The organism is Vibrio sp. 1874, from assembly GCF_033344395.1.
Taxonomy (GTDB): Bacteria; Pseudomonadota; Gammaproteobacteria; order Enterobacterales; family Vibrionaceae; genus Vibrio; species Vibrio alginolyticus.
The window spans coordinates 51,254-72,604 of sequence record NZ_JAWPOR010000011.1 but is presented as its reverse complement, the minus strand read 5'-3'; the positions used below and the strand labels follow the sequence as shown (position 1 = coordinate 72,604).

General features: G+C 46.4%; 21 protein-coding genes and 1 tRNA gene. 7 read left to right on the top strand and 15 right to left on the bottom strand.

What is annotated here, in order from left to right:
- Positions 1–42: 42 nt before the first annotated feature.
- Both fadD and rnd read left to right on the top strand, forming a co-directional pair.
- Positions 43–1,734, top strand: a complete 1,692-nt coding sequence (gene fadD / locus R8N46_RS17905; RefSeq protein ID WP_005382216.1) for a long-chain-fatty-acid--CoA ligase FadD — start codon at positions 43–45, stop codon at positions 1,732–1,734.
- A gap of 79 nt (positions 1,735–1,813) precedes the next feature.
- Entirely contained in the window at positions 1,814–2,932 is a 1,119-nt protein-coding gene (gene rnd / locus R8N46_RS17900; RefSeq protein WP_031777213.1) for a ribonuclease D, read from the top strand.
- 77 nt (positions 2,933–3,009) lie between these two features.
- Here the strand turns inward: rnd and minE are convergent, their stop codons facing one another.
- From minE to minC, 3 genes are read right to left on the bottom strand one after another with little or no spacing between them, the layout of a single operon-like run.
- Entirely contained in the window at positions 3,010–3,273 is a 264-nt protein-coding gene (minE, locus tag R8N46_RS17895) for a cell division topological specificity factor MinE (protein ID WP_005388332.1), read from the bottom strand.
- A 2-nt stretch (positions 3,274–3,275) separates the two neighbouring features.
- Positions 3,276–4,088 carry a septum site-determining protein MinD gene (gene minD / locus R8N46_RS17890; protein ID WP_005388331.1) on the bottom strand — a complete coding sequence of 271 codons (813 nt, stop codon included), beginning with the start codon at positions 4,086–4,088 and terminating at the stop codon, positions 3,276–3,278.
- Between the two features lie 17 nt (positions 4,089–4,105).
- Positions 4,106–4,768 carry a septum site-determining protein MinC gene (minC, locus tag R8N46_RS17885; RefSeq protein ID WP_005382304.1) on the bottom strand — a complete coding sequence of 221 codons (663 nt, stop codon included), beginning with the start codon at positions 4,766–4,768 and terminating at the stop codon, positions 4,106–4,108.
- Positions 4,769–4,965: 197 nt separating this feature from the next.
- Between minC and R8N46_RS17880 the strand changes: the two genes are divergently transcribed.
- From R8N46_RS17880 to R8N46_RS17865, 4 genes are all read left to right on the top strand, one after another.
- Complete coding sequence (locus tag R8N46_RS17880; protein ID WP_005382303.1) at positions 4,966–5,247, top strand: YcgL domain-containing protein; 282 nt, start codon at positions 4,966–4,968, stop codon at positions 5,245–5,247.
- Positions 5,248–5,295: 48 nt separating this feature from the next.
- Positions 5,296–6,267, top strand: a complete 972-nt coding sequence (locus tag R8N46_RS17875) for a lytic transglycosylase domain-containing protein (RefSeq protein ID WP_005388330.1) — start codon at positions 5,296–5,298, stop codon at positions 6,265–6,267.
- Between the two features lie 88 nt (positions 6,268–6,355).
- Positions 6,356–7,300: a LysR family transcriptional regulator gene (locus R8N46_RS17870; RefSeq protein ID WP_005382299.1), complete on the top strand. Its 945-nt coding sequence runs from the start codon at positions 6,356–6,358 to the stop codon at positions 7,298–7,300.
- Positions 7,301–7,557: 257 nt separating this feature from the next.
- Complete coding sequence (locus tag R8N46_RS17865) at positions 7,558–8,757, top strand: NupC/NupG family nucleoside CNT transporter (protein ID WP_005382298.1); 1,200 nt, start codon at positions 7,558–7,560, stop codon at positions 8,755–8,757.
- 68 nt (positions 8,758–8,825) lie between these two features.
- Here the strand turns inward: R8N46_RS17865 and folD are convergent, their stop codons facing one another.
- Positions 8,826–9,686, bottom strand: a complete 861-nt coding sequence (gene folD, locus R8N46_RS17860) for a bifunctional methylenetetrahydrofolate dehydrogenase/methenyltetrahydrofolate cyclohydrolase FolD (RefSeq protein ID WP_005382297.1) — start codon at positions 9,684–9,686, stop codon at positions 8,826–8,828.
- 203 nt (positions 9,687–9,889) lie between these two features.
- Between folD and R8N46_RS17855 the strand changes: the two genes are divergently transcribed.
- Positions 9,890–9,966, top strand: a tRNA-Arg gene (locus R8N46_RS17855).
- Between the two features lie 185 nt (positions 9,967–10,151).
- Here R8N46_RS17855 and R8N46_RS17850 read toward each other — a convergent pair.
- Genes R8N46_RS17850 through R8N46_RS17800 form a run of 11 tightly spaced genes read right to left on the bottom strand, consistent with a single transcriptional unit; the run spans position 10,152 to position 21,351 of the window.
- A complete protein-coding gene (locus tag R8N46_RS17850; RefSeq protein ID WP_025508283.1) occupies positions 10,152–11,375 on the bottom strand; it encodes a beta-ketoacyl-ACP synthase in 1,224 nt (407 codons plus the stop codon).
- Positions 11,372–12,097, bottom strand: a complete 726-nt coding sequence (gene fabG, locus R8N46_RS17845) for a 3-oxoacyl-ACP reductase FabG (protein ID WP_005388326.1) — start codon at positions 12,095–12,097, stop codon at positions 11,372–11,374. The genes R8N46_RS17850 and fabG overlap by 4 nt, the downstream gene beginning before the upstream one ends.
- Positions 12,094–12,558, bottom strand: a complete 465-nt coding sequence (locus tag R8N46_RS17840) for a hotdog family protein (protein WP_017634799.1) — start codon at positions 12,556–12,558, stop codon at positions 12,094–12,096. The genes fabG and R8N46_RS17840 overlap by 4 nt, the downstream gene beginning before the upstream one ends.
- Positions 12,551–13,738 (bottom strand): beta-ketoacyl-[acyl-carrier-protein] synthase family protein, encoded by a 1,188-nt coding sequence (locus R8N46_RS17835; protein WP_005382292.1) that lies wholly within the window; start codon positions 13,736–13,738, stop codon positions 12,551–12,553. Before R8N46_RS17835 ends, R8N46_RS17840 begins: the two co-directional genes overlap by 8 nt.
- A gap of 20 nt (positions 13,739–13,758) precedes the next feature.
- Positions 13,759–14,370 (bottom strand): DUF3261 domain-containing protein, encoded by a 612-nt coding sequence (locus tag R8N46_RS17830; protein WP_318098489.1) that lies wholly within the window; start codon positions 14,368–14,370, stop codon positions 13,759–13,761.
- Positions 14,367–16,709, bottom strand: coding sequence for an MMPL family transporter (locus tag R8N46_RS17825; RefSeq protein ID WP_213972521.1), 2,343 nt, complete (start codon positions 16,707–16,709; stop codon positions 14,367–14,369). Before R8N46_RS17825 ends, R8N46_RS17830 begins: the two co-directional genes overlap by 4 nt.
- A complete protein-coding gene (locus R8N46_RS17820) occupies positions 16,681–17,301 on the bottom strand; it encodes a LolA family protein (RefSeq protein ID WP_025517803.1) in 621 nt (206 codons plus the stop codon). The genes R8N46_RS17825 and R8N46_RS17820 overlap by 29 nt, the downstream gene beginning before the upstream one ends.
- Positions 17,301–17,747, bottom strand: coding sequence for an acyl-CoA thioesterase (locus tag R8N46_RS17815; protein WP_115385818.1), 447 nt, complete (start codon positions 17,745–17,747; stop codon positions 17,301–17,303). Before R8N46_RS17815 ends, R8N46_RS17820 begins: the two co-directional genes overlap by 1 nt.
- On the bottom strand, positions 17,747–19,300 hold the full coding sequence (locus tag R8N46_RS17810) for an HAL/PAL/TAL family ammonia-lyase (RefSeq protein ID WP_115385819.1): 1,554 nt from the start codon (positions 19,298–19,300) through the stop codon (positions 17,747–17,749). Before R8N46_RS17810 ends, R8N46_RS17815 begins: the two co-directional genes overlap by 1 nt.
- Complete coding sequence (locus tag R8N46_RS17805; RefSeq protein WP_181881279.1) at positions 19,284–20,990, bottom strand: glycosyltransferase family 2 protein; 1,707 nt, start codon at positions 20,988–20,990, stop codon at positions 19,284–19,286. Before R8N46_RS17805 ends, R8N46_RS17810 begins: the two co-directional genes overlap by 17 nt.
- A complete protein-coding gene (locus R8N46_RS17800; protein WP_005382282.1) occupies positions 20,983–21,351 on the bottom strand; it encodes a hypothetical protein in 369 nt (122 codons plus the stop codon). The genes R8N46_RS17805 and R8N46_RS17800 overlap by 8 nt, the downstream gene beginning before the upstream one ends.

The following is a 21,351-nucleotide window of genomic DNA, read 5'->3' as shown; positions in this document are numbered from 1 at the left end:
AGGACGCTATTTTTTAGCCAGTTATAAACGAGGAGTAACATCGTGGATAAACCATGGCTTTCACGTTATCCAAGTGACGTACCTGAAACCATTAATCCAGAGCAATATGAGTCTTTGGTAGAAATGTTTGAACAGTCTGTACAAAAATATGCAGACCAACCAGCATTCATGAACATGGGCTCGGTTATGACCTTCCGTAAATTGGAAGAGCGTAGTCGCGCATTCGCAGCGTATCTGCAAAACGAGTTAAAACTGCAAAAGGGTGACCGCGTTGCTCTGATGATGCCAAACTTACTGCAATACCCAGTAGCATTATTTGGTATTTTGCGTGCAGGTTGTATCGCCGTAAACGTTAACCCACTTTACACTCCTCGTGAACTTGAACACCAATTGAATGACTCAGGTGCGACGACGATTGTGATTGTGTCTAACTTTGCGAATACGCTAGAACAAATCGTCGATAAAACACCAGTCAAACACGTAGTGTTAACCAGTCTTGGTCAAATGCTGCCACGAGCGAAAGGTACGATTGTCGATTTTGTCGTGAAGTACGTTAAGGGCATGGTGCCTAAGTACGATTTACCTGGTGCTATCTCAATGCGTCAGGCTCTACGTAAAGGTCGTCGTCTACAATACGTTAAACCGTTTATGTCTGGGGATGACATTGCATTCCTGCAATATACGGGGGGGACGACAGGTGTCGCGAAAGGTGCGATTCTGACTCACCGCAACATGATTGCGAACGTTCTACAGGCAAAAGGCGCGTACGGACCGGTTTTATCTCCGGGGCGTGAATTAGTCGTAACAGCGTTACCGCTGTATCACGTATTTGCTCTTACCGTAAACTGTCTGCTGTTTGTCGAAATGGGTGGTCGTAACTTACTTATTACCAACCCTAGAGATATTCCAGGGTTCGTGAAAGAGCTACAAAAGCATCCGTTTACTGCGATTACGGGCGTGAATACCTTATTTAATGCATTGGTCAATAATGAAGATTTCCACGAGTTGGATTTCAGTAATCTACGTTTAGCCGTTGGCGGCGGCATGGCAGTGCAGCGCTCAGTGGCAGAAAGATGGCAAAAGACCACGGGTTGCTATTTGCTCGAAGGTTACGGTCTAACAGAGTGTTCTCCGTTGGTTGCGGCATATCCGCATGATCTTGTTGAATACAATGGCTCTATTGGTCTGCCGGTACCATCAACAGAAGTTCGTATCGTGGACGAAGAAGGCAACGCTCTTGCGAATACTGAAACTGGTGAACTTCAAGTTCGTGGTCCTCAGGTTATGCAAGGTTACTGGCAACGACCTGAAGCAACGAAAGATACGATTAACGAAGACGGCTGGCTATCAACTGGCGACATCGTTAAGTTCGATGACGAAGGCTTCCTGCATATCGTTGACCGTAAGAAAGACATGATCTTAGTATCAGGCTTTAATGTTTACCCGAACGAAATTGAAGACGTTGTAGCACTACACGGCAAAGTACTTGAAGTTGCTGCTATTGGTCAGCCACATGAAGTGTCTGGTGAATTAGTGAAGATTTATGTCGTGAAACGCGATCCGAGCTTGACCAAAGACGAAGTGATCGCGCATTGTCGAGAACACCTAACTGGCTACAAAGTTCCGAAGTTGGTTGAATTCCGCGAAGACTTACCTAAAACCAATGTCGGTAAGATCTTGCGTCGTGTTTTACGCGAAGAGAATGACGCTGAACTTGCGAAGAAAAGCGCATAAGCCGATTTCGTCGAGTCGAGAGATTTAAAAAATGATAGAATGCCAGCGTTTTGCTGGCATTTTTTATAGCGAGAAGTATGTGAACTATCAAATTATTACTAAAAACAAAGACCTAGAAGAGGTTTGCACTCATGCCCGAGAGGCAGACGTAGTGATGCTGGATACTGAATTCGTTCGTATTCGCACTTTCTACCCGCAGTTAGGTCTGATTCAGCTTTTCGATGGTAATCGCCTCTCGCTGATTGATCCGACTGAATTAACGGATATGACGCCGTTTGTAGCGCTATTAAAAGATACTTCTGTGCTAAAAGTGCTGCACGCATGTGGTGAAGATTTAGAAGTTTTCCAAAACGCTTTTGGTTGTACACCATTCCCTATGGTAGATACGCAGCTGATGGCGGCTTTCCTCGGTCACGGTCTATCGACAGGCTTCGCATCGCTGGTGGAAGAATATTTAGGCGTAGAGCTCGACAAAAGTGAATCACGTACCGACTGGATGGCTCGTCCACTGACACAAAAGCAATTAGATTATGCTGCCGCAGATGTTCATTACTTGTTACCGTTATACGAAAAGCTGTTCGATAAGGTGACGCAAGCAGGTTGGTGGGAAGCTGTACAGCAAGAAAGTGATTTACTCGTTTCGAAACGTATTCGCGTAACCAATGAAGAGAATGCCTACCTTGATATTAAGGGCGCTTGGCAATTAAAACCTTCTGAGCTGGCGATTTTAAAGCCATTGGCGACGTGGCGTTATCGTGAAGCAATCAAACGAGATTTAGCGCTGAACTTTATCTTCAAAGAAGGTGATCTATTAACGGTCGCTCGTCTTGGTTTAACGAACTTTAAGAAGATGGAAGCAGAAGATATTGATATCCGAGCGATTAACCGCCATGGCGCGAAGATTGCCGCGATTGTTAAACAAGCGAAGCAAACACCTTCTGAAGAGTATCCTGCGAAAATTGAGCGTTTAATGGACTATCCGGGTTACAAGCAGGTCTTCAAAAATATGAAAGACTTGGTGAAATCGGCTTCGCAGAAGTCAGGTTTAGCCACGGAGTTCCTTGCCTCTAAAAAGCAGATCAATCAGTTGATCAGTTGGGTTTGGAAAAAAGATCGTGACCCAGAAGTATTGCCTGATTTGATGCAAGGGTGGCGTTTGGATTTACTCGGCGACAAGATGAACAAAGCATTAAAGTAATGAAAGATGAAAAAGGTTGGCCTCGATGCCAACCTTTTTCGTTCTAATTAGAGCATTCGTCTTGCGAGAGAAACTGATTACTTTTCTTCGTCTGGTAGCTTCACATTCAGCTCAAGAACTGAGATATCGTCGTCTTTGTGCTCAAATGTTAAGTCAACCATATTTGGATCAATTGCCACGTACTTGCTGATCACCTTCAAGATGTCTTCTTTTAATTGAGGCAAGTAAGACGGCGCAGGATCATTTTGGCTGCGGCGCTCTGCGACAATGATTTGCAAACGCTCTTTAGCTAGATTCGCAGAAGTTTTCTTCTGTGGACGGAAAAATTCTAATAATGACATGTCTAGCCTCCAAAGAGTCGTTTAAAGAGTCCTTTCTTCTCCTCAGTAAGGAAACGAAATTCAACCTGATTGCCTAATAAGCGATCAACGGTGTCAGAATAAGCCATACCCGCATCGGTGTTATCGTCAAAAGTGACTGGCACACCTTTGTTTGACGCGTTAAGCACGGCTTGGCTTTCTGGAATCACGCCCAGTAGTGGAATATGTAAGATCTCCTCTACGTCTTCAACGCTTAGCATTTCGCCTTGAGTGACGCGAGATGGGTTGTAGCGAGTCAGTAGAAGGTGCTGTTTTACTGGCTCTAGCCCTTGTTCTGCACGCAGTGACTTGGAATCTAAAATACCGAGAATGCGGTCAGAGTCACGCACAGAAGAGACTTCTGGGTTCGTTGTGACAATGGCTTCATCGGCATAGTACAAGGCCATTAACGCGCCTTGCTCGATACCTGCTGGTGAATCACAAATAATGAAATCAAAGCCCATTTCATCAAGTTCGCCGAATACGCGCTGAACACCATCTTTTGTCAGTGCGTCTTTATCACGAGTTTGAGAAGCAGGAAGAATAAATAGGTTGTCCGTGCGCTTATCTTTGATCAGAGCTTGGTTTAATGTCGCTTCGCCGTTAATGACGTTCACAAAGTCATACACGACGCGGCGCTCACAGCCCATGATTAGATCGAGGTTACGCAAACCGATGTCAAAATCGATCACCGCGGTCTTTTTTCCCTTAAGAGCTAGACCAGAGGCGATGGCTGCGCTTGAAGTGGTTTTACCAACGCCACCTTTACCAGACGTTACTACAATAATGCGTGCCATTTTTTTTCCTTTTTAGATTAAATCGCGAGAACTTCTAAATGTAATGATTCATCGGCTTTACTGATCATTACTTTCTTTTGCCAGTACTCGCTTTCAATTTGATCGCTTAACCAGTAGTCACCCGCAATGGATACCAGTTCTGCTTGTAAATCGTGGCAAATAATACGCGCTTCCTGCTGACCACTTGCTCCTGCAATCGCACGACCTCGAAGTGTGCCATGGATATGAATAGAGCCGTCAGCAATGACTTCAGCACCTGCACTTACGTGCGCTAGCACCACCAAATCACCATCTTTTGCGTAGATCTGTTGTCCTGAGCGGACAGGCGTACGAACTACTTTCGTTGGTGCCATTTTGGCAGGTGCTTGGCTTGGCGATTTGCTCGCCGACATAATGGCGAAGCCAGCTTCGGAAGCAAGGTTTTGTACACGCTTGTCTTTACAGCCCGTTACACCGACCGGAATAAAACCAGCATCTGAGATGCCTTGTTTAAGCTTAGGGAAATCAATGTCGCCTTGTACTTTTGCTATATTGATTACCAAAGGCGCGGATGCAAAAAAAGAAGGTGCTTGAGAAACTTTTTCTTGCAAAAATTCGACAGTTTTTGCGATCTCATTGTCAGAAAGGTGTAAAACTGACAATGTAAAACTGCTACCTTTAAGGTCTGGTGAATGGGTCATCGTGGACTTCTTGCCTTTATTGAAAGAGCGTTGCCTTAAACTAGGTATGTCATGTTATATTTCATCCTTTGACGCAGCAAGTTCTCTCGGGGGCAAATAGGTGAATTAATCTCAAATTTGCTATTAAGTTTGCGAGAATTTGACGTTTACAACCTAATCCGCACTCAACGCGGCTAAATCAGCATAAAAGGCGTGTCATGCTTTGTTCTATTTATAAAAGCTCGAAAAAAGAAGGTACTTATCTCTATATTCCGAAAAAGGATGATTTTTCACAGGTTCCTGACACCTTAATGCAGATGTTCGGTAAGCCTATCGCTGTCATGACGATTAAACTTGATGGCCGTAAATTGGCACAAGTTGATATCGAAAAAGTGAAGGCTTCATTACAAAATGATGGCTTCTTTCTTCAGGTTCCACCGCCGCCGGAGAACCTATTAGAAAAGTACAAAGAACAAAAAGCCCAGCAGAAAGGCGAATAACGTCATCGTTTTTCATCTGGGATTTCTGCCTTGCTCAAGGAGGGCAATATGAAAAAAATACTGGCTACCATGCTTAGCGTTGGTATGTGTACCTCGGCTTTTGCAAGTAGCGAGGGTTTTGATGAATACTTGAATAAGCTGCGTGCTGAAGCTCGTGATAAAGGTATCTCAGAGCAGGTCATTAGTGCTGCTTTTGCTAATGTTGAGTACAAGCCCCGAGCAGTAAAAGCGGACCGAAACCAACCAGAAAAGAAACTGACATTGGATGAGTACATTCCTCGCGCGGTGCCTGAATGGAAGGTGAAGCAAGCCAGACAACTCTACAAAGAGCATTACACTGAGCTAAAGCGTATAGGCGATGAGTACGGTGTCCACCCGCGCTTTATTGTGGCACTTTGGGGAGTTGAAAGTAACTTTGGTAAGTTTACCGGCAACTTTAAAGTGATTGATGCACTATCCACAATGGCATTTGAAGGCCGTCGTGAAGAGTTTTTCCGTAAAGAGACCATGTCGGCACTTCAGATCCTCGATCAAGGCCATATTGAGCTAGAGAACTTTAAAGGCTCATGGGCTGGTGCGATGGGTCAATGCCAGTTTATGCCAAGCTCTTTCCTTCGTTTTGCTGCTGACGGCAACGGTGATGGTAAAAAAGACATATGGCAATCTGAAGCGGACGTGTTTGCATCAACCGCTAACTATTTGAGCAAGTCTGGTTGGGATGATAAATATACTTGGGGTCGCCAAGTTAAGGTTCCTAAAAATATTGATCGCAGCCTAGAAGGGCGCACGGCTGAAAAAGGCAAATACCTTCAAGAGTGGAGCCAATTAGGTATCACAAAATATGACGGTAGCCCTTTGCCAAAACTGGATGAAGACATCAAAGCATGGTTGATCATGCCGGACGACGAGAATGGTCGTACGTATCTGGTTTACAATAACTACAACGTATTGATGAAGTGGAACCGCTCTTACTACTTCGCACTTGCTGTGAGTCACTTGGCTGACCGCATTAAATACTGATCTGCCATCAAACAATTTGGCATTCAGTCTTCAATACAAGGGCTCTTCGGAGCCCTTTGTTTTTTCTATAACCAAATCGAGGTAAAGCGTGTTATCTGAACGTGCCGCACAAATGGTGATTTTCTCCGCTCTTCTTAAACACAAAAGCTTCACAGCTGCTGCAAAGAGCTTAGGCGTGTCGGTGTCTCATGTGAGCAAACAGTTGAGTCAGTTAGAAGCGTCTCTTGGTATCAAGCTTGTTCAACGCACTACGCGAAGCTTTACGCCGACTGAGGCAGGGAAAACCTTTTTTCATCACTGTGAGCAAGTGGTACAAGCGGTGAGCAGCGCCACATTAGAGATGGAAACCCAGCGGGATGAAGTAGCAGGTTTGGTACGTCTTGGGTTGTCGCAATCATTTGGTACCTTACACATTATTCCAGCGATTCAAGAGTTACGCGAACTGTATCCTCAACTTCAAGTGGAAGTACATCTGTTTGACTATAAGGTCGATATGTTAGCCGAAGGGCTCGATTTATGGGTAACCAACAACGAGCATTTGCCTGAAGGTTACATTGCGCAGCGTTTGACGGATTGCCAGTTTGTTGTTGCGGCATCGCCAGATTACTTATTGAAACATGACACGCCAGCAGAACCGGATGACCTATCTGCTCACAACTGCCTCATATACAGAAGCTGGGAGCGTGACTATACGGGGTGGGCGTTTACCAAAGATCAGCAAGAATTGAATGTAAAAGTCTCGGGTAACTATTCAGTGGATCTGGCAGAAGCCGTTCGGGATGCGGCTATTGCAGGTTGGGGTATTGCCTACCTTGCCACTTACTTGCTGGGGGATGAGTTTAGAACGGGTAAGTTAATACAGCTGTTACCTGACTGGAAAGCCAGCCAGTCGATGCCGTTTTATGCGGTATACCCAAGCCGCCAGCATATGCCAAAAAAAATATCCGCAGTGATTAACTTTATCAAACAGAAGATCGGCAACCCTTGTCATTGGGACCAACGTTTGGCGCCTTACATCTCTATTCCTAAATAACAGGATCAATGACGTTGTAGAACGACACATAAGGTGATTCACTTCACAAAAATTTTTCCTGAACCAGAAACATATTTTCCATATGGAAATAATTAAAATAAGCAAACGTTTATCTTTAATAAATTCAATTGGTTATTTTGTTGGTCAGTTATTGGTCGCTTAAACTTTTCACACTGTTAACATCCTCAACTTGCAGCATTTTGAGTCCGCTATACAATCCGGTGCCTTCCATATCCCCCTTCTGTCGGATTCATTTTATGAACTCAATTATTGGTATCGTAGCCATACTATTCCTAGCATGGCTACTTTCTACAAATAGAAAAAATATAAAGCTGAGAACGGTGTCGTTTGCGTTTGCTTTGCAGGTACTGTTTGCGTTGTTGGTTTTATATGTACCAGCAGGACGAGATGCGCTGAATTCAGTGAGCAGTGTTGTGTCGAATTTGATCAACTATGGTCAAGAGGGCATTGCGTTTTTATTCGGTAATTTGGCGACAGGGGGCTTCACCTTTGCGATCAATGTTCTGGGTATCATCGTTTTCTTCTCCTCTCTTATCTCAGGTCTTTATCACATTGGTGTGATGCCAAAAATCATTAACTTTATCGGTGGTGGTATTCAAAAGCTGCTGGGTATCGGTCGTGCTGAGTCTTTGTCTGCTACGGCGAATATCTTTGTTGGCACCATTGAAGCACCATTAATGGTAAAGCCTTACCTAAAACACATGACTGACTCGCAGTTCTTTGCAGTTATGACAGGTGGTTTAGCGTCAGTTGCTGGCGGAACGTTGGTTGGTTACGCATCACTGGGTGTCGACCTCAACTATCTTATTGCTGCTGCATTTATGTCAGCACCTGCCGGCTTGTTGATGGCAAAAATTTTAATGCCAGAAGATACGGATAAAGCAGCAGATATCGACATTAGCCAAGTTGAAATTCCACGTGCAACCAACGTAGTAGAAGCATTAGCCGATGGTGCCATGGCGGGTGTACGCATTGCTGTATCGGTCGGTGGTACGTTACTGGCGTTTATTAGTGTCATTGCAATGCTAAACGGCATGTTAGGCTGGATAGGTGATCTTATTGGGACCCCCTTAAGTTTTGAGCTCATCCTAGGTTTTGTGTTTGCGCCAGTCGCTTGGTTGTTGGGTATACCATGGCAAGAAGCAACCACAGCAGGCTCGCTAATTGGTAACAAGATTGTGGTGAATGAGTTCGTCGCTTTCATCCAGCTTGCAGAAGTGAAGTCTCAACTTAGTGAACACTCACAAGCAATCGTGACGTTTGCTTTGTGTGGCTTTGCAAACATCTCAAGCATGGCGATGCTGATTGGTGGGTTGGGCTCATTGGTACCAGAAAAGCGTGCATTTGTTTCTAAGCATGGTTTCCGTGCGATTATCGCTGGTGTCATGGCGAACTTAATGAGCGCTTCGATTGCGGGCGTGATTTTAAGTCTGTAATTGAAATAGATATCAACAATTAGCAAAAAGGCTCCTTGCGGAGCCTTTTTCGTATCTGAAGTTTTACGTTATTTGTCTGTGTGGAACTGTTCGCAAGCGAGCATCGTGTTCTCAATTAAACTTGCGACGGTCATTGGGCCAACGCCACCAGGAACAGGAGTAATAAAGCTCGCACTTTCACGTGCTTTGTCGTACTCCACGTCGCCAACTAGTTTGCCTGAATCAAGACGGTTAATACCGACATCGACCACCACTGCGCCTTTTTTAATCCACTCACCAGGGATAAAGTTAGGCTTACCAACCGCAACCACGACAACGTCAGCTTGACGCACATGACTCTCTAGGTCTTTGGTAAAACGGTGACATGTTGTTGTTGTGCAGCCCGCAAGCAGCAGCTCAAGTGTCATTGGACGACCAACAATGTTTGATGCACCAACCACAACCGCATGTTTACCACGTAGCTCAATGTTGTAACGGTCGAGTAGGGTAATTATGCCCTTTGGCGTGCAAGAGCGAAGCTTTGGAATACGCTGCGCAAGACGACCAACGTTGTAAGGATGGAAGCCATCCACGTCCTTCTCTGGGTGAATGCGCTCTAAAACATGTGTTGTGTCTATGCCCGCAGGAAGGGGTAATTGCACTAGAATGCCGTCAATTTCATCATCGTTGTTTAATTCATCAATCAGAGCTAGTAACTCTTCTTCTGAGCTAGACGCAGGAAGGTCAAAAGACTTAGAAACAAACCCAACTTCTTCACATGCGCGGCGTTTGCTACCGACATAAACCTGAGAAGCAGGATCTTCACCAACTAGAACCACTGCTAAACCAGGAGCACGTAGCCCAGCTTCAACACGTGCTTTAACACGTGCAGCCACTTCGGATCGAACAGTTTGGGAAATGAGAGTTCCGTCTATATTTTGAGCAGTCATGACTTTCCTTATAAATTAAGAAGGCAGATTATCTGCGGCGCATTGTCGCAGAATTTCTTATTAACATCCATACGCAAACGTTTGCTTTGTGGTGTTTTTGAACATTAAGCGTTTTAATGGACTTTTTTTAGGCATTCAGATCAGAATGTTATGAAAACCCGTTGATTTACCCGTTTGAACTCGTATAATCCTGTCCCTGTAGCGCGCCCTTAGCTCAGCTGGATAGAGCACGTCCCTTCTAAGGATGTGGTCATTGGTTCGAATCCAATAGGGCGTGCCATTTATTCAAAAGCCTCGATAACTCTTTGAGTTGTCGGGGCTTTGTCGTTTTTAGGTTTTTGGCTGTAATTGCCACTCTATCTACAACTTTTGAATGGCATTCTAGCCATTGCAATTTCTAGCAATCTGGATAGCCACCAACAAAAAAGCGCTGGTTAACCAGCGCTTTTGCATTTATTAAGGGCATTACATCTTTTTAAAGATGATGGAGGTGTTGATGCCGCCAAAGGCGAAGTTGTTACTCATCAAATATTTCACGTCCAGCTCTCGGCCTTGTCCGGCGATGTAGTCTAAATCGCCACATTGCTCGTCGAGGTTTTCTAGGTTGAGCGTTGGGTTAAACCAACCTGTGTGCATCATTTCTAAACCTAGCCACGCTTCAATCGCGCCACAGGCGCCTAGTGTGTGGCCAAAGTAGCTCTTGAGTGAACTGATTGGCACTTTGCCCAGAGCATTCGCTGTTGCGTTGCTTTCCGCAATATCGCCGCGGTCGGTGGCAGTGCCGTGAGCAGATACATAGTCGATCTTCTCAGCAGGAATCCCCGCGTTTTGCAAAGCCATTTCCATACAGATTTGCATGGTTTCCATCTGTGGTTGAGTGACGTGTGCGGCATCACAGTTGCTGGCAAAACCGATGATTTCTGCATAGATTTTCGCGCCACGAGCGACGGCGTGTTCGTACTCTTCCAGAACTAGCGTTCCCGCACCTTCACCAATCACCAAACCATCGCGATCGGAGTCATAAGGTCTTGGTGTGCTTTTCGGGTCTTCATTCTTCAGACTGGTGGCAAAAAGGGTATCGAAGACAGCAGATTCCGTTGGGCACAATTCTTCAGCGCCACCAGCAACCATCACCGTTTGGTAGCCGTGTTTGATCGCTTCGTAGGCATAGCCGATTGCTTGGCTGCCAGAAGTACATGCACTGCTGGTTGGGATCACTCGGCCTTTCAAACCGAAAAATAGACCAACGTTCACTGCCGTAGTATGCGGCATCATTTGCACGTAAGTCGTTGCGGTGATCGCTTTAGTGGTTTTCTCATTCAGCATGACACCAAATGCGCCGATTGCGTCAGTACTGCCTGTTGATGAGCCGTATGCGATACCCGTTTGACCATTGGTGAGTACGTCGTTACCAATCAAACCTGCTTGGCTTAGTGCGTTTTCTGTTGCGACGGTCGCCAATTTGGAAACACGCCCCATGCCGCGTACTTGCTTGCGCTTGTAGTGCTTTGGCAGTTCAAAATCTAAAATTGGTGCCGCGAGCTTGGTGTTCAAACCATCATACTGTTCGTAAGAAGGCATGTATTGCGTCGCGTTCTGGCAATCACGCAGTTTTGGTTCGACAGATTGCCAATCGTTACCAAACGCAGTCACGCCTGACATTCCGGTTACAACAACTCGACGGCTCATACTAGGCCTCCGTTTACCGAAATGACTTGGCGAGTTACATAGCCTGCGATGTCAGACATAAGGTAACTGACTAAACCAGCAACTTCTTCTGGCTCTCCCATGCGGCGCAAAGGAATTTGCGGCATCGCGTGTTCTTTCACGTGTTCGTCTACCATGCCTGTGTCGATAAGCCCTGGAGCAACGCAGTTGACGGTGATTTTGCGTTTTGCCAGTTCAAGCGCGAGTGATTTTGTTGCACCAATTACGCCCGCTTTCGCTGCGCTGTAGTTAGTTTGACCACGATTCCCCATTAGGCCAGAGACTGATGCAAGCGTAACAATTCGGCCGCCTTTGCGCTTTTGCACCATTGGCATAACACAAGGGTGAAGAACGTTGTAGAAGCTATCTAAGTTGGTATGAATCACACCATCCCATTCTTCTTCGGTCATCGCAGGGAAAGCGGTATCTTTTGTGATGCCAGCGTTGTTTACGACGCCATAGTAAGCGCCGTGTTCGGCGATATCGGCTTCGAGCTTCTCACGACAATCTGCACGGTCACTGATGTCGAATTGGATAAGACGACCGCTACCACCATGCTGTTCGATGGTGTTTAGGGTGTCTTGCGCGCCTTGCTGATCGCCCATGTAATGGACAATGACTTGGAAACCATCTTTGGCTAATTGAACGGCAATGGCTTTACCGATGCCTTTGCTGGCACCTGTAACGAGGACTTGTCGGGTCATTGTTGACTCCTGATTTTCATTTCTTGTAATTTTTCTTCTGATGGAACGTAAACGTTCAATTGGCAAGTCGCTACAACAGTTCCTTGTAGCTCAATACGGGCTGAAAAAACCGCCATACCGTTATCTTCCATAACTTTTTCAGCATACACATCGAGCACCTGTCCGCGAGAAAACGTATCGCATTCAGACGTGTATCGACGGCTACCAAGTAAAAAGCCAATCGGTGGCGCTTGTTCTTTCATTAATGCGTGGTAACCAGACCACGCCGCGACAGATTGCGCCATAAACTCAATGCCAACGTAAGCTGGCACAGTTTGAGAGGCCGAGTCGAAGAACGGGTTGTGTTCTGCGATATCAACCTGGCAGTGAATCGTATCTTGTTGAACATCCAAAGCACGATCGACCAAGATCATTGGTTTGTCGTGTGGCAAAAGTTGTTCGATGGGAGGAAGTTTAGTCATGAGCGTAACCAAAAATAAGACTAATATTATTGCCACCAAAAGCAAAAGAGTTGCTGAGAATCGCTTTGTTACCGAGTTTGGTTGGCGTCTCAACTAACGATATATGGATATCGTCTGCTTTGGTTTCGCAGTGCTGTATTGGCAAATCAAGGTTGTACTTGAGAATATGCCAAGCGATCGCGGCTTCCGTTGCACTTGCTGCGCCTAATGTGTGTCCGGTAAGTGGCTTTGTCGAGCTGACGGGAACGGAGTCACCAAAGCAGCGATGAATGGCTTTGCTTTCCATCGCATCGTTTAACGGCGTTGCTGTGCCATGCGCGTTGATGTAACCAATGTCTTGCGCTGTAAGTCCTGCATTGGCCAACGCTTTTTTCATCGCTTCTTCTGCGCCCAACCCTTCTGGATGTGGTGCGGAAATATGGTGTGCGTCTGAGCTGTCGCCAGCACCGAGAAGAGCAACGGGCGCAGGTGTTTTGCTTAGCAACATTAATGCTGCGGCTTCGCCGATATTGATGCCGTTACGATGTTGGTCAAACGGTTTGCAAAGAGTATCGGATAGAGCTTCTAAACCGTTAAAGCCGTTTAGTGTGAGGCGACAAATGCTATCCACACCACCCACAATGACCGCATCAACAATGCCAGAGCGAATCAGGCGTTGCGCGGTTAAAAAGACACGACCACTAGAAGAACAGGCGGTTGAAACTGAGTAATGTGGGCCGCTCAAATCAAAGTAGGCGGCAATAAAATCGCTGCAGTTGCCAAGCTCTTGTTTGGTGTAATGGTAGTCGACAGGAAAATTACCGTTTGCCAGCTTTTCACCAAATGCGATTTCGCCATCTGAAATGCCAGATGTGCTGGTGCCGATCACGACCGCGATACGGTCACGACCATATTTAGCAATGGCGTCACGCACGTCGCCTTCGATTTGCTGCAAAGCCGAAAGTGCGAGGCGGTTGTTTCTCGTATCAAACTGGCTGAGTGCGGGTGGTAATTGCGGTAACGTCTGTGCGATTCTACCGATTACTGTTTGGCGGCCTGAATTTAAAATATCTCGGTCAACCACCATGTTGGATGGCTTCGCTCCCGATAAACACTGGTGGATGAGCGCATCATCTTGTCCCATGGCAGAGTGAAAGCCACAGGCCTGAATATACAAAGGTTGAGAAGAGCGAATAGGCATATTGTTATTCTAAATTGTTCTTAATTAATCTGATGTTGCAGTGTTTGAATAGAAATTGAAAACTGATGTTTGAGGTGATGAAAATCAATCTTACCCTCTAACTTGTTAGAAGAGCTGTATTGAATCTCAATGATCTTTTCACCGTCGCTATCAAAGATGGCGCGAGAATTATTTTTATCAATAATTCGCCACCTTACCTCATTTAACGATCCTTCCCAAGCGGAACTCGGCCAGAGCGTGATCATCAGGTTAAATAATACCTGTTCTGGCTGCGGTAGCGAACCTTGTAAACCGTTGAGCACTTCGGTTTGAATTTGTTCTCCATCGTAAGACAGTGAGAGTACTCTTGTCCCCCAGGGTGAGAAGCCTGCCAGCACCACTTCGTTGTTGGTCACTTGCAGTTGTACCGGAAGTTGCTCAGATGTGGTTTTACCATCTATTGCCCAAGAAGCCGTAATTAACTGACTGGCAGACAACTGATAGCCCAAGCTTGCGGGAGTGGGTAAGCTAACTTGGGTGTGCTCGTCAATGTCGACCTGAGGCGTCGATTGGTGAGGGACCAAGCTGCATGCACTTAAAAACAGGCTCAGTGCGAATAACGTCGCGCAGCGAAAGGCGTGATTGAAAATCATGACGTCGTTTCCTCTGTTTTAATTGCAATCGGAGAGAGCAGCCAAGCGACAAAAATACCACTTAACACCGTAATGCCAAAACTGTGAATCGCGTGAGTTTGGCTGAGTGACAGCAATCCAAATGACAACACAGTGGTCATTGCCGAAAGGGTGATCGCCAATAGTGTGCTCACACTGCGGGCTTTCTCGGCAAAGAACAGAGTGTAATCGATCCCTATACCAAGAATGAGCACCAAGCCAAGCAAGTTGAACAGGTTTAATGTTGTTCCCATCGCGACAGCAGTTGCAAGACCGCAGGCGCAAGCAATCAATGATGGCAGTAAAACTCGGCAACTGTGTTGCAGACCGTACCGCTTGATTAATACCAGAAAGATCACAGCACTGGCGGCTGCCAATAGCTCCATGATTTTGATTCGGTATTCACCAAATAGGGTGGATATTTCTTCAGCTTTGTTTAGGTAGACAACATCAGACTGTGATTTGGCAAATGCCTTAACAACAGCGGAGTCTTGCAATTGGTTTAACACCACTACCGTTGCCGATTTTTCTTTAATTTTACCCAAATGAAGAAAACGTACAGGCGCTGATACCGGGTTTTGCAAGTACTGTTCAACCGTAACAGGGATAAAGTCGGCGTCCATTTTGGGCTTTTTACTTAAGCCCAGCCCGGAAGTAAGTGGGCTGGATTGTGTCGCGTAAAGATCGCGAATCAATTGATAGTCTTGTTGCTGACGTTCCACTGAGCTCAAGTAGCGGCTCAGGCTCTGGTAGCTTTCGATGGTGCTGTCCGCTTTCCACGCTTCTAAAGTTGGTGTCAAAGACTCCAGCTTTTTCATTAGGTTTTCGTCATCGTCGGCGGTAACGACCAACATTTGCTGCAAAGATTGCATGCCACTGAGCGTCGTAATCAAGGTTTCTTGCTGCTTGAGATCGTTCGGCATCGTTTGCAGCAGACGAATGTCGTCATCGTAGTTCAATTGCAGCAAGAAAAAACCACTCGCAACCACACATAACATCGGTAATCCGACTTTAATTCGAGGTTGATTCCAAAGTGTTAACCATTTCGCCAACAGTGATTGTCCCGGTAAATTCGAAATGGTGCGCGATGGGTTACGAGCCAGTATCGGATACCAAGCTACCACTGTGATGTAAGCGGCAATCAGACCAATGGATGAAAACAGCGCAAGCTGCTGCAAACCAGGAAACGGCGCCACTAACATGCCCAAATAGCCGATCAAACTGGTGATTAAGCCAAGTGTGATCGCTATGAAAATATGCTTTAACCCTTGCTCGCTATCCCATTCATTTCCCGCCGCAAGGCGTTCGGTTAGGTAGTGGAATGCGTAGTCGATAGACACGCCGATCAAACTTGCGCCAAACACTAAGCTGAACAGATGGACTTTTCCAAAAATCCACGTCGTAACGGACAACGCAACGAGCAAGCCAATGGTGATTGAAAGCAGTGCGAGAGACAGTGGCACCACACTACGAAAGACCAATACGAAAAATGCAATGATACCGAGCAGAGAGAACACACCGATGGTACTGATCTCCGATTTTGCACTTTGCGTACCAAAGTCGGCGTAAAATAGAACGCCAGTATGTGCGACTTCAGCGCCATATTTCTGCGCGACGCTTTGCTCTAGCGCTTGAATATCAGGGACTGCAAGTTGCCCAGTTAGGCTATAAGGCGAGTCTTTTAGCTCAGCAGTAATAAGCAAGTATTGAGCACCGTCTTTTTCGACGGACAGATAGCCGTTATCCAATCGGAAAGAGGACGATTGCTGGGTAACTTGGCTTAAATAATCACGAAATAGCAAGAAAGGATCATTTTGTAACTCTTGCCCAGTCACTCCAGAAAACGGGTTGTACAGAGACTGAATCACATGCTGCACTTGCTGTTCTGGATTTTTGCTTAAACGCTCTCGTTGTTCAGGCGTCAGCAATTGGAAACGGTGCTTAAAGTAGTAACTCGCCCAAGCTTGCTGTTCTTGAGGTGAGATTTTCCCCACCACATCGCGAAAATGATTACTCTGACGCAAACCCTTATCAAATTCAGCGGCCGTTGCAAAAAGGGCGTTTTTGTCTGGCGCTGTGATCACGAAAATGACTTTGTCGCTCATACTTGCCGAGACCGACTCAAAGGCTTGCTCAGCCACCGGGTTTTGTTGGTTCTTAGGCAGCAGTTTTAAAATGTTGGTCTCAATCGGAGACTCTGCACTCCAAACCCATTGTTTGAGTAGCAACGCGCCCGCTAAAACAACGAGATTGAGCCAAACAATAGCAAAGGTGTGAGTGCCGAGACTGAGTTTAGAAACGGAATTGAGCGTCTTCGGCATCCGTGAGTTCCTGAGGTAGAGAGGTCTGGTTCGTAAACGTGATTTCGGTCTTATCGCCACGCAGCTCTTGTAGGGTTAGGCGATCAATGTGCGTTTTACCGGAAAGAGTGATGGATTGAAACACCGCATTTAATGGCGACTGTTTTGGCACTAAAACGAGCTGCCATTGATTGTTCTCAACTGAAAAATCGAGTGTGAACTGTTCTTGCAGTGCAGAAGTATCCCCGTGGAACACGGATAAAAACACATGGCTAAAGTAGAACGCCATTGGGTTTTCTTGTGCAGAGATCGTTTTCGGTGCTTGGTCGGCAAAAGTTTGACGAAGTTTGTTTTCCGTCAATACCAAATTGACTGCGAAAGGTTCTGTTTGTTGCCACAACAAGCCATGTGTTTTGCTCAGTGTGAACTGACCTTTAGAGGTTAGAGGTTGACTGAACATTTCCAGATGACGCTGCTGCGTAAAATCTCCGCGTACTATTTCATGCTGAGACAACTGCTGTTGAAGCGACGCCAAATCCGTTACGTTTGCTGTCGGTGTGGCCAGTGCTGGAACAGAAAATATCAACAAAAAAGAGAGTAACCACTTTTGCATTAGTTCAGGCTCCCATGGTTGTGCCATCGCTCTACTTTATCTAAAAAGACTGCTGGAGAAACAAAGCACATCTCTTGCTTTTCAATGGATACGGCGACTTGCGTTGTATGCGCTTTGCACATACGTTGATTCGTTTCGGCGTCGTAAATCACGTAATCCACACGTAAGCGGTTTTCCCACTCCGTGAGTTGCGAGGTAATGCGAATGGTGTGATTAAACGGAATCGCCTTCACGTATTTTACGCGCGTGTCGATGATCGGCCACATGTACCCAGAGTCTTGCATATCGCTATAGCTGTATTGGATCTTCTCCATCAGCACACGACGCGCTTCTTCAAAATACCGAAAGAAGTTGCCGTGATAAATCACGCCCATCGGGTCAGCATCTTGGAATGAGGTGACCATAGTCACCTCCGCTTCTAATGGGTAGAGAACCTGCTCTTGCATTATACCTCCGCGTAGAGTGGCCAATGACGTTGCTGAATGCGTTCAATGAAATGACGCAAATCTTGTTCTAACGGGCGATCTTCAATCACAAATTCAAACTCGCTCAGTACGGCGTCACGAATTACTCGCAAACTCTGACTCATGTGGTGTTCGTCCAATTCGTTATGACGACGACGAATCTCAACCGCTTGAACGCTTGCTAGGAGTGAAGCCGCAGCAACTTGCTCTGTTAACTCAAGTACGCGTAGGCAGTCACGAGCCGCAATGGTGCCCATGCTCACTTTGTCTTGGTTGTGACATTCGGTTGAGCGAGAAAAAACGCTCGCTGGCATGGTGTTTTTCAACGCTTCTGCCGTCCAAGCTGAGATACCAATCTGAACCGCTTTAAAGCCATGGTTGATAGGTTTACGCTCGCCTTCTGCACCGGTTAAGTTAAACGGCAGGCCGTTATTGAACTTGTAATCCATCAGTTGCGCCATCTGACGATCCAGCAAATCAGCTAAGTTGGCAATGTTCACTTTCAACGTATCCATCGCCATTGCGATATGACCACCGTAGAAGTGACCGCCGTGCAGAACGCGCTCATTGTCGCCATCGATGATTGGATTGTCGTTGGCACTATTTAGTTCATTCTCAATCAATTGACGTAGCCAAGGCAGTGAGTCTTGCACCATGCCAATCACGTGTGGCGCACAACGCAGCGAGTAACGATCTTGCAGTCGGTCGCTATTGCGTGGCGGACGTTCAGCATTGAGATCATCACGCAGCCAAGCCGCAACTTGCTGTTGACCAGGGTGAGGTTTTACCGCAAACAACGCTTCATCAAAGTGGAAGTCATTACCTTGCATACCCACAGAGACCATCGCGGTAATCTTGGTGCTCAGCTGCGCTAGATATTCTGCGCGTTTGTAGGCAAGACAGGCGAGGGCAGTCATCACTGATGTACCGTTCATTAACGCCAAACCTTCTTTTGGTTTTAGGCGAATTGGCTCAATGCCCAGCTCTGCAAACACTTCTTGTGTTGGTCGCACATCACCTTTGTAAAGCACTTCACGCTCGCCAATTAAGGTCGCCGCTAGGTAAGACAAAGGAGTTAAATCGCCACTTGCGCCCACCGAGCCCTCTTGTGGAATACGCGGCGCAATATCGTGATTGATAAGCGTAACGATTTGGTTCAACAGACCGTGAGACACGCCAGATACGCCTTGCGACAATGAACATAAACGTGTCGCCAACACCGCACGAGCTTGCTCATGAGAAAGGATTTGACCTAAGCCACAGCCATGGAAGCGCGTAAGGTGCAACGGAAGTTCATCCACAAGAGCAGGTGGAATCGCCACAGTGCATGAATCGCCGTAACCCGTGGTCACGCCGTAAATAACGCCTTCTTCTTTCAGTAATCGTTCCAGAAACGCCACGCCACGATCAATTTTCGCGGTAAATTCTGGCGAGGTGTTCATGTTTGCCTTTGCACCTTGAGCAATGGCAACGACATCTTCGATGGTTAAAGATTGGGCACCAAAAGTGATGTTGTGATTATTGTTGTTTGTCATGTGGCTGATTACTTAAAGTCCAGAAGTTAAAAAAGTTGTACCACTGTAACGGCGCTTGCAGTGTGTGGTGTTCTAATCTGTGTGCGTACTGTTGAACAACGTGTTCTAGTGCCTGCTGACGTTCCTTGCGTGGTAGCGTGATTTGGTCACTAAAGTGTTCAAAGTACACATTAAAATGCGGAGTGTTCGCTTCATCGTCGCGTAGGCCGAAGAGTAGATAAACCGGCGCTTTTAATACCGAGGCCAGCATGAATGGGCCTTGCGGAAATGGCGCTGGTTTACCAAGAAAATCTGCCCAAACGACCCGATTTTCTTTGCTGGTAGAAGTGCGATCGCCAACGATCACCACCCATTCGCCTTGCTCGATTTTTTGTTGAAGCAGAATCGCGGTGTCTGGTCCCATTGAGCTGACTTGAATCAAATTCAGTTCCGAGTTTGGGTTTACCGCCTTCATTACCGCATTAAATTGTTCAGCGTGTTGGGTAAATACCAAGGCGTTGATTTTGACATGAGAGTGTCGACGACCAAGCGCGCGGCAGAGTTCGATATTGCCAAGGTGCGAGCCTAAAATGAGCACGCCTTGTTTTTTCTGCGCCATCTCTTCGAAATGATGCTGGCCGTGAATGGTTAGGTTATCGACGTTAAAGTCACCTTGCCAGGCAGCCAGTTTGTCGAGCATGGTTCGCCCAAAAGAAAGCAGATGATGATAGCTGTCCAACTGTTTTGGTAGTGCGATGCTCTGCTGCGTTGCGTAGTACTGCAAGTTTTGCAGGTAAACCTCAGACGCTTCACGGGCAGATTTCCCCGAGAAGTGGTAGTAGCGCATGACTAATTTTAAAATCAGGTCAAACGCTTTTCTGCCGAACAAGCGGTAAACCGCGAGTAAGGTTTTGATGCCTAAAATCGTGCCTTGTTCTTTTCGTTTCGACCAGTGGGCATTACTGTCATCTGTGTTTTGGCGCTTTCTGGCGAGTAGCGAAGGAATGCGCGGCAACATGCCAAAAAATAGGCGAGTGTGCATCCAGCTTATCTTGACGTTGTCCCACAATGCGTCGAAGTGGGAAATGCCACCTTCAGGGTAGATCACGCGCGTTGGAACAAAATCAATGTCGACGCCTTCCCAATACATTCGCACTAGAATTTCGATATCAAAATCCATGCGTTTGCCGATGCTGTACTTGTTCAACACGGCGACCGTTTTCGCCACTGGGTAGGCGCGAAAACCGCACATGCTGTCTTTGATAGATAGTGACAAGGTTTCTATCCACACCCACACGTGCGTAGCGTAGCGACCATACAAACGGGATTTAGGTACGCTCTCGTCGTATATCGGTTGGCCCGAAATCAGGTTATCTGGTTTTGTTTCGCTGGCGCTGAGCAATTTCGGCAATGCTTCTAGGTCGTGTTGACCGTCTGCGTCGATTTGAATGGCGTGCGTAAAACCAAGTTGGTGAGCTTGATGTAGGCCTGCCATCACCGCGCCACCTTTGCCTTGGTTTTCACTCAAACTAATCAGTTTTATCAGCCCTTGTTCACTCAAAGCAGAAAGCTCTTGTTTGGTGTCTTCATTGCTGCCGTCGTCCACGACCAGCACTGGCAAAGCGAAAGAGGATAACGATGCCACCACGTCTGCAATTGTGCTGCCGTGGTTGTAGCAAGGAATTAAAAAGCAGGGGCGATAATCACTCACGTGACTCACCTAGTTTCATTTTGCCTGACGAGTGAGTCACCAAGGTTTCACCGTTTGTCGATGTGTACTTAAAGGTCAATTTCTCGCGCTCATTGACCCAAGAGAGTGAGAGACAAACGTCGGCGTTTGGCAGAATCGGCTCTTGAAATTTGATGACTTCCATTCCTTTAAATACCTTGGGAGTGTTCAAATATTGAACGGCGTAGAACAACGCCCAATCAATTTGAGTGACGCCGGGTAAAAGAGGGAAGTGATTGAAATGACCTTGGAAATCTAAGATGTCAGCATCCACTCGCAGCGACAGCTCCGCGGTATGGTCACTCACTTCAATATTCTGAATAGTTGGTTTTCTTTTATCCAT

Coding starts and splice junctions, on each gene's coding strand:
- minE (WP_005388332.1), bottom strand. CDS start 3,273: ATGTCATTATTAGAATTTTTCCGTCCACAGAAGAAAACTTCTGCGAAT.
- minD (WP_005388331.1), bottom strand. CDS start 4,088: ATGGCACGCATTATTGTAGTAACGTCTGGTAAAGGTGGCGTTGGTAAA.
- minC (WP_005382304.1), bottom strand. CDS start 4,768: ATGACCCATTCACCAGACCTTAAAGGTAGCAGTTTTACATTGTCAGTT.
- R8N46_RS17880 (WP_005382303.1), top strand. CDS start 4,966: ATGCTTTGTTCTATTTATAAAAGCTCGAAAAAAGAAGGTACTTATCTC.
- R8N46_RS17875 (WP_005388330.1), top strand. CDS start 5,296: ATGAAAAAAATACTGGCTACCATGCTTAGCGTTGGTATGTGTACCTCG.
- R8N46_RS17865 (WP_005382298.1), top strand. CDS start 7,558: ATGAACTCAATTATTGGTATCGTAGCCATACTATTCCTAGCATGGCTA.
- folD (WP_005382297.1), bottom strand. CDS start 9,686: ATGACTGCTCAAAATATAGACGGAACTCTCATTTCCCAAACTGTTCGA.
- R8N46_RS17850 (WP_025508283.1), bottom strand. CDS start 11,375: ATGAGCCGTCGAGTTGTTGTAACCGGAATGTCAGGCGTGACTGCGTTT.
- fabG (WP_005388326.1), bottom strand. CDS start 12,097: ATGACCCGACAAGTCCTCGTTACAGGTGCCAGCAAAGGCATCGGTAAA.
- R8N46_RS17840 (WP_017634799.1), bottom strand. CDS start 12,558: ATGACTAAACTTCCTCCCATCGAACAACTTTTGCCACACGACAAACCA.
- R8N46_RS17835 (WP_005382292.1), bottom strand. CDS start 13,738: ATGCCTATTCGCTCTTCTCAACCTTTGTATATTCAGGCCTGTGGCTTT.
- R8N46_RS17830 (WP_318098489.1), bottom strand. CDS start 14,370: ATGATTTTCAATCACGCCTTTCGCTGCGCGACGTTATTCGCACTGAGC.
- R8N46_RS17825 (WP_213972521.1), bottom strand. CDS start 16,709: ATGCCGAAGACGCTCAATTCCGTTTCTAAACTCAGTCTCGGCACTCAC.
- R8N46_RS17820 (WP_025517803.1), bottom strand. CDS start 17,301: ATGCAAAAGTGGTTACTCTCTTTTTTGTTGATATTTTCTGTTCCAGCA.
- R8N46_RS17815 (WP_115385818.1), bottom strand. CDS start 17,747: ATGCAAGAGCAGGTTCTCTACCCATTAGAAGCGGAGGTGACTATGGTC.
- R8N46_RS17810 (WP_115385819.1), bottom strand. CDS start 19,300: ATGACAAACAACAATAATCACAACATCACTTTTGGTGCCCAATCTTTA.
- R8N46_RS17800 (WP_005382282.1), bottom strand. CDS start 21,351: ATGGATAAAAGAAAACCAACTATTCAGAATATTGAAGTGAGTGACCAT.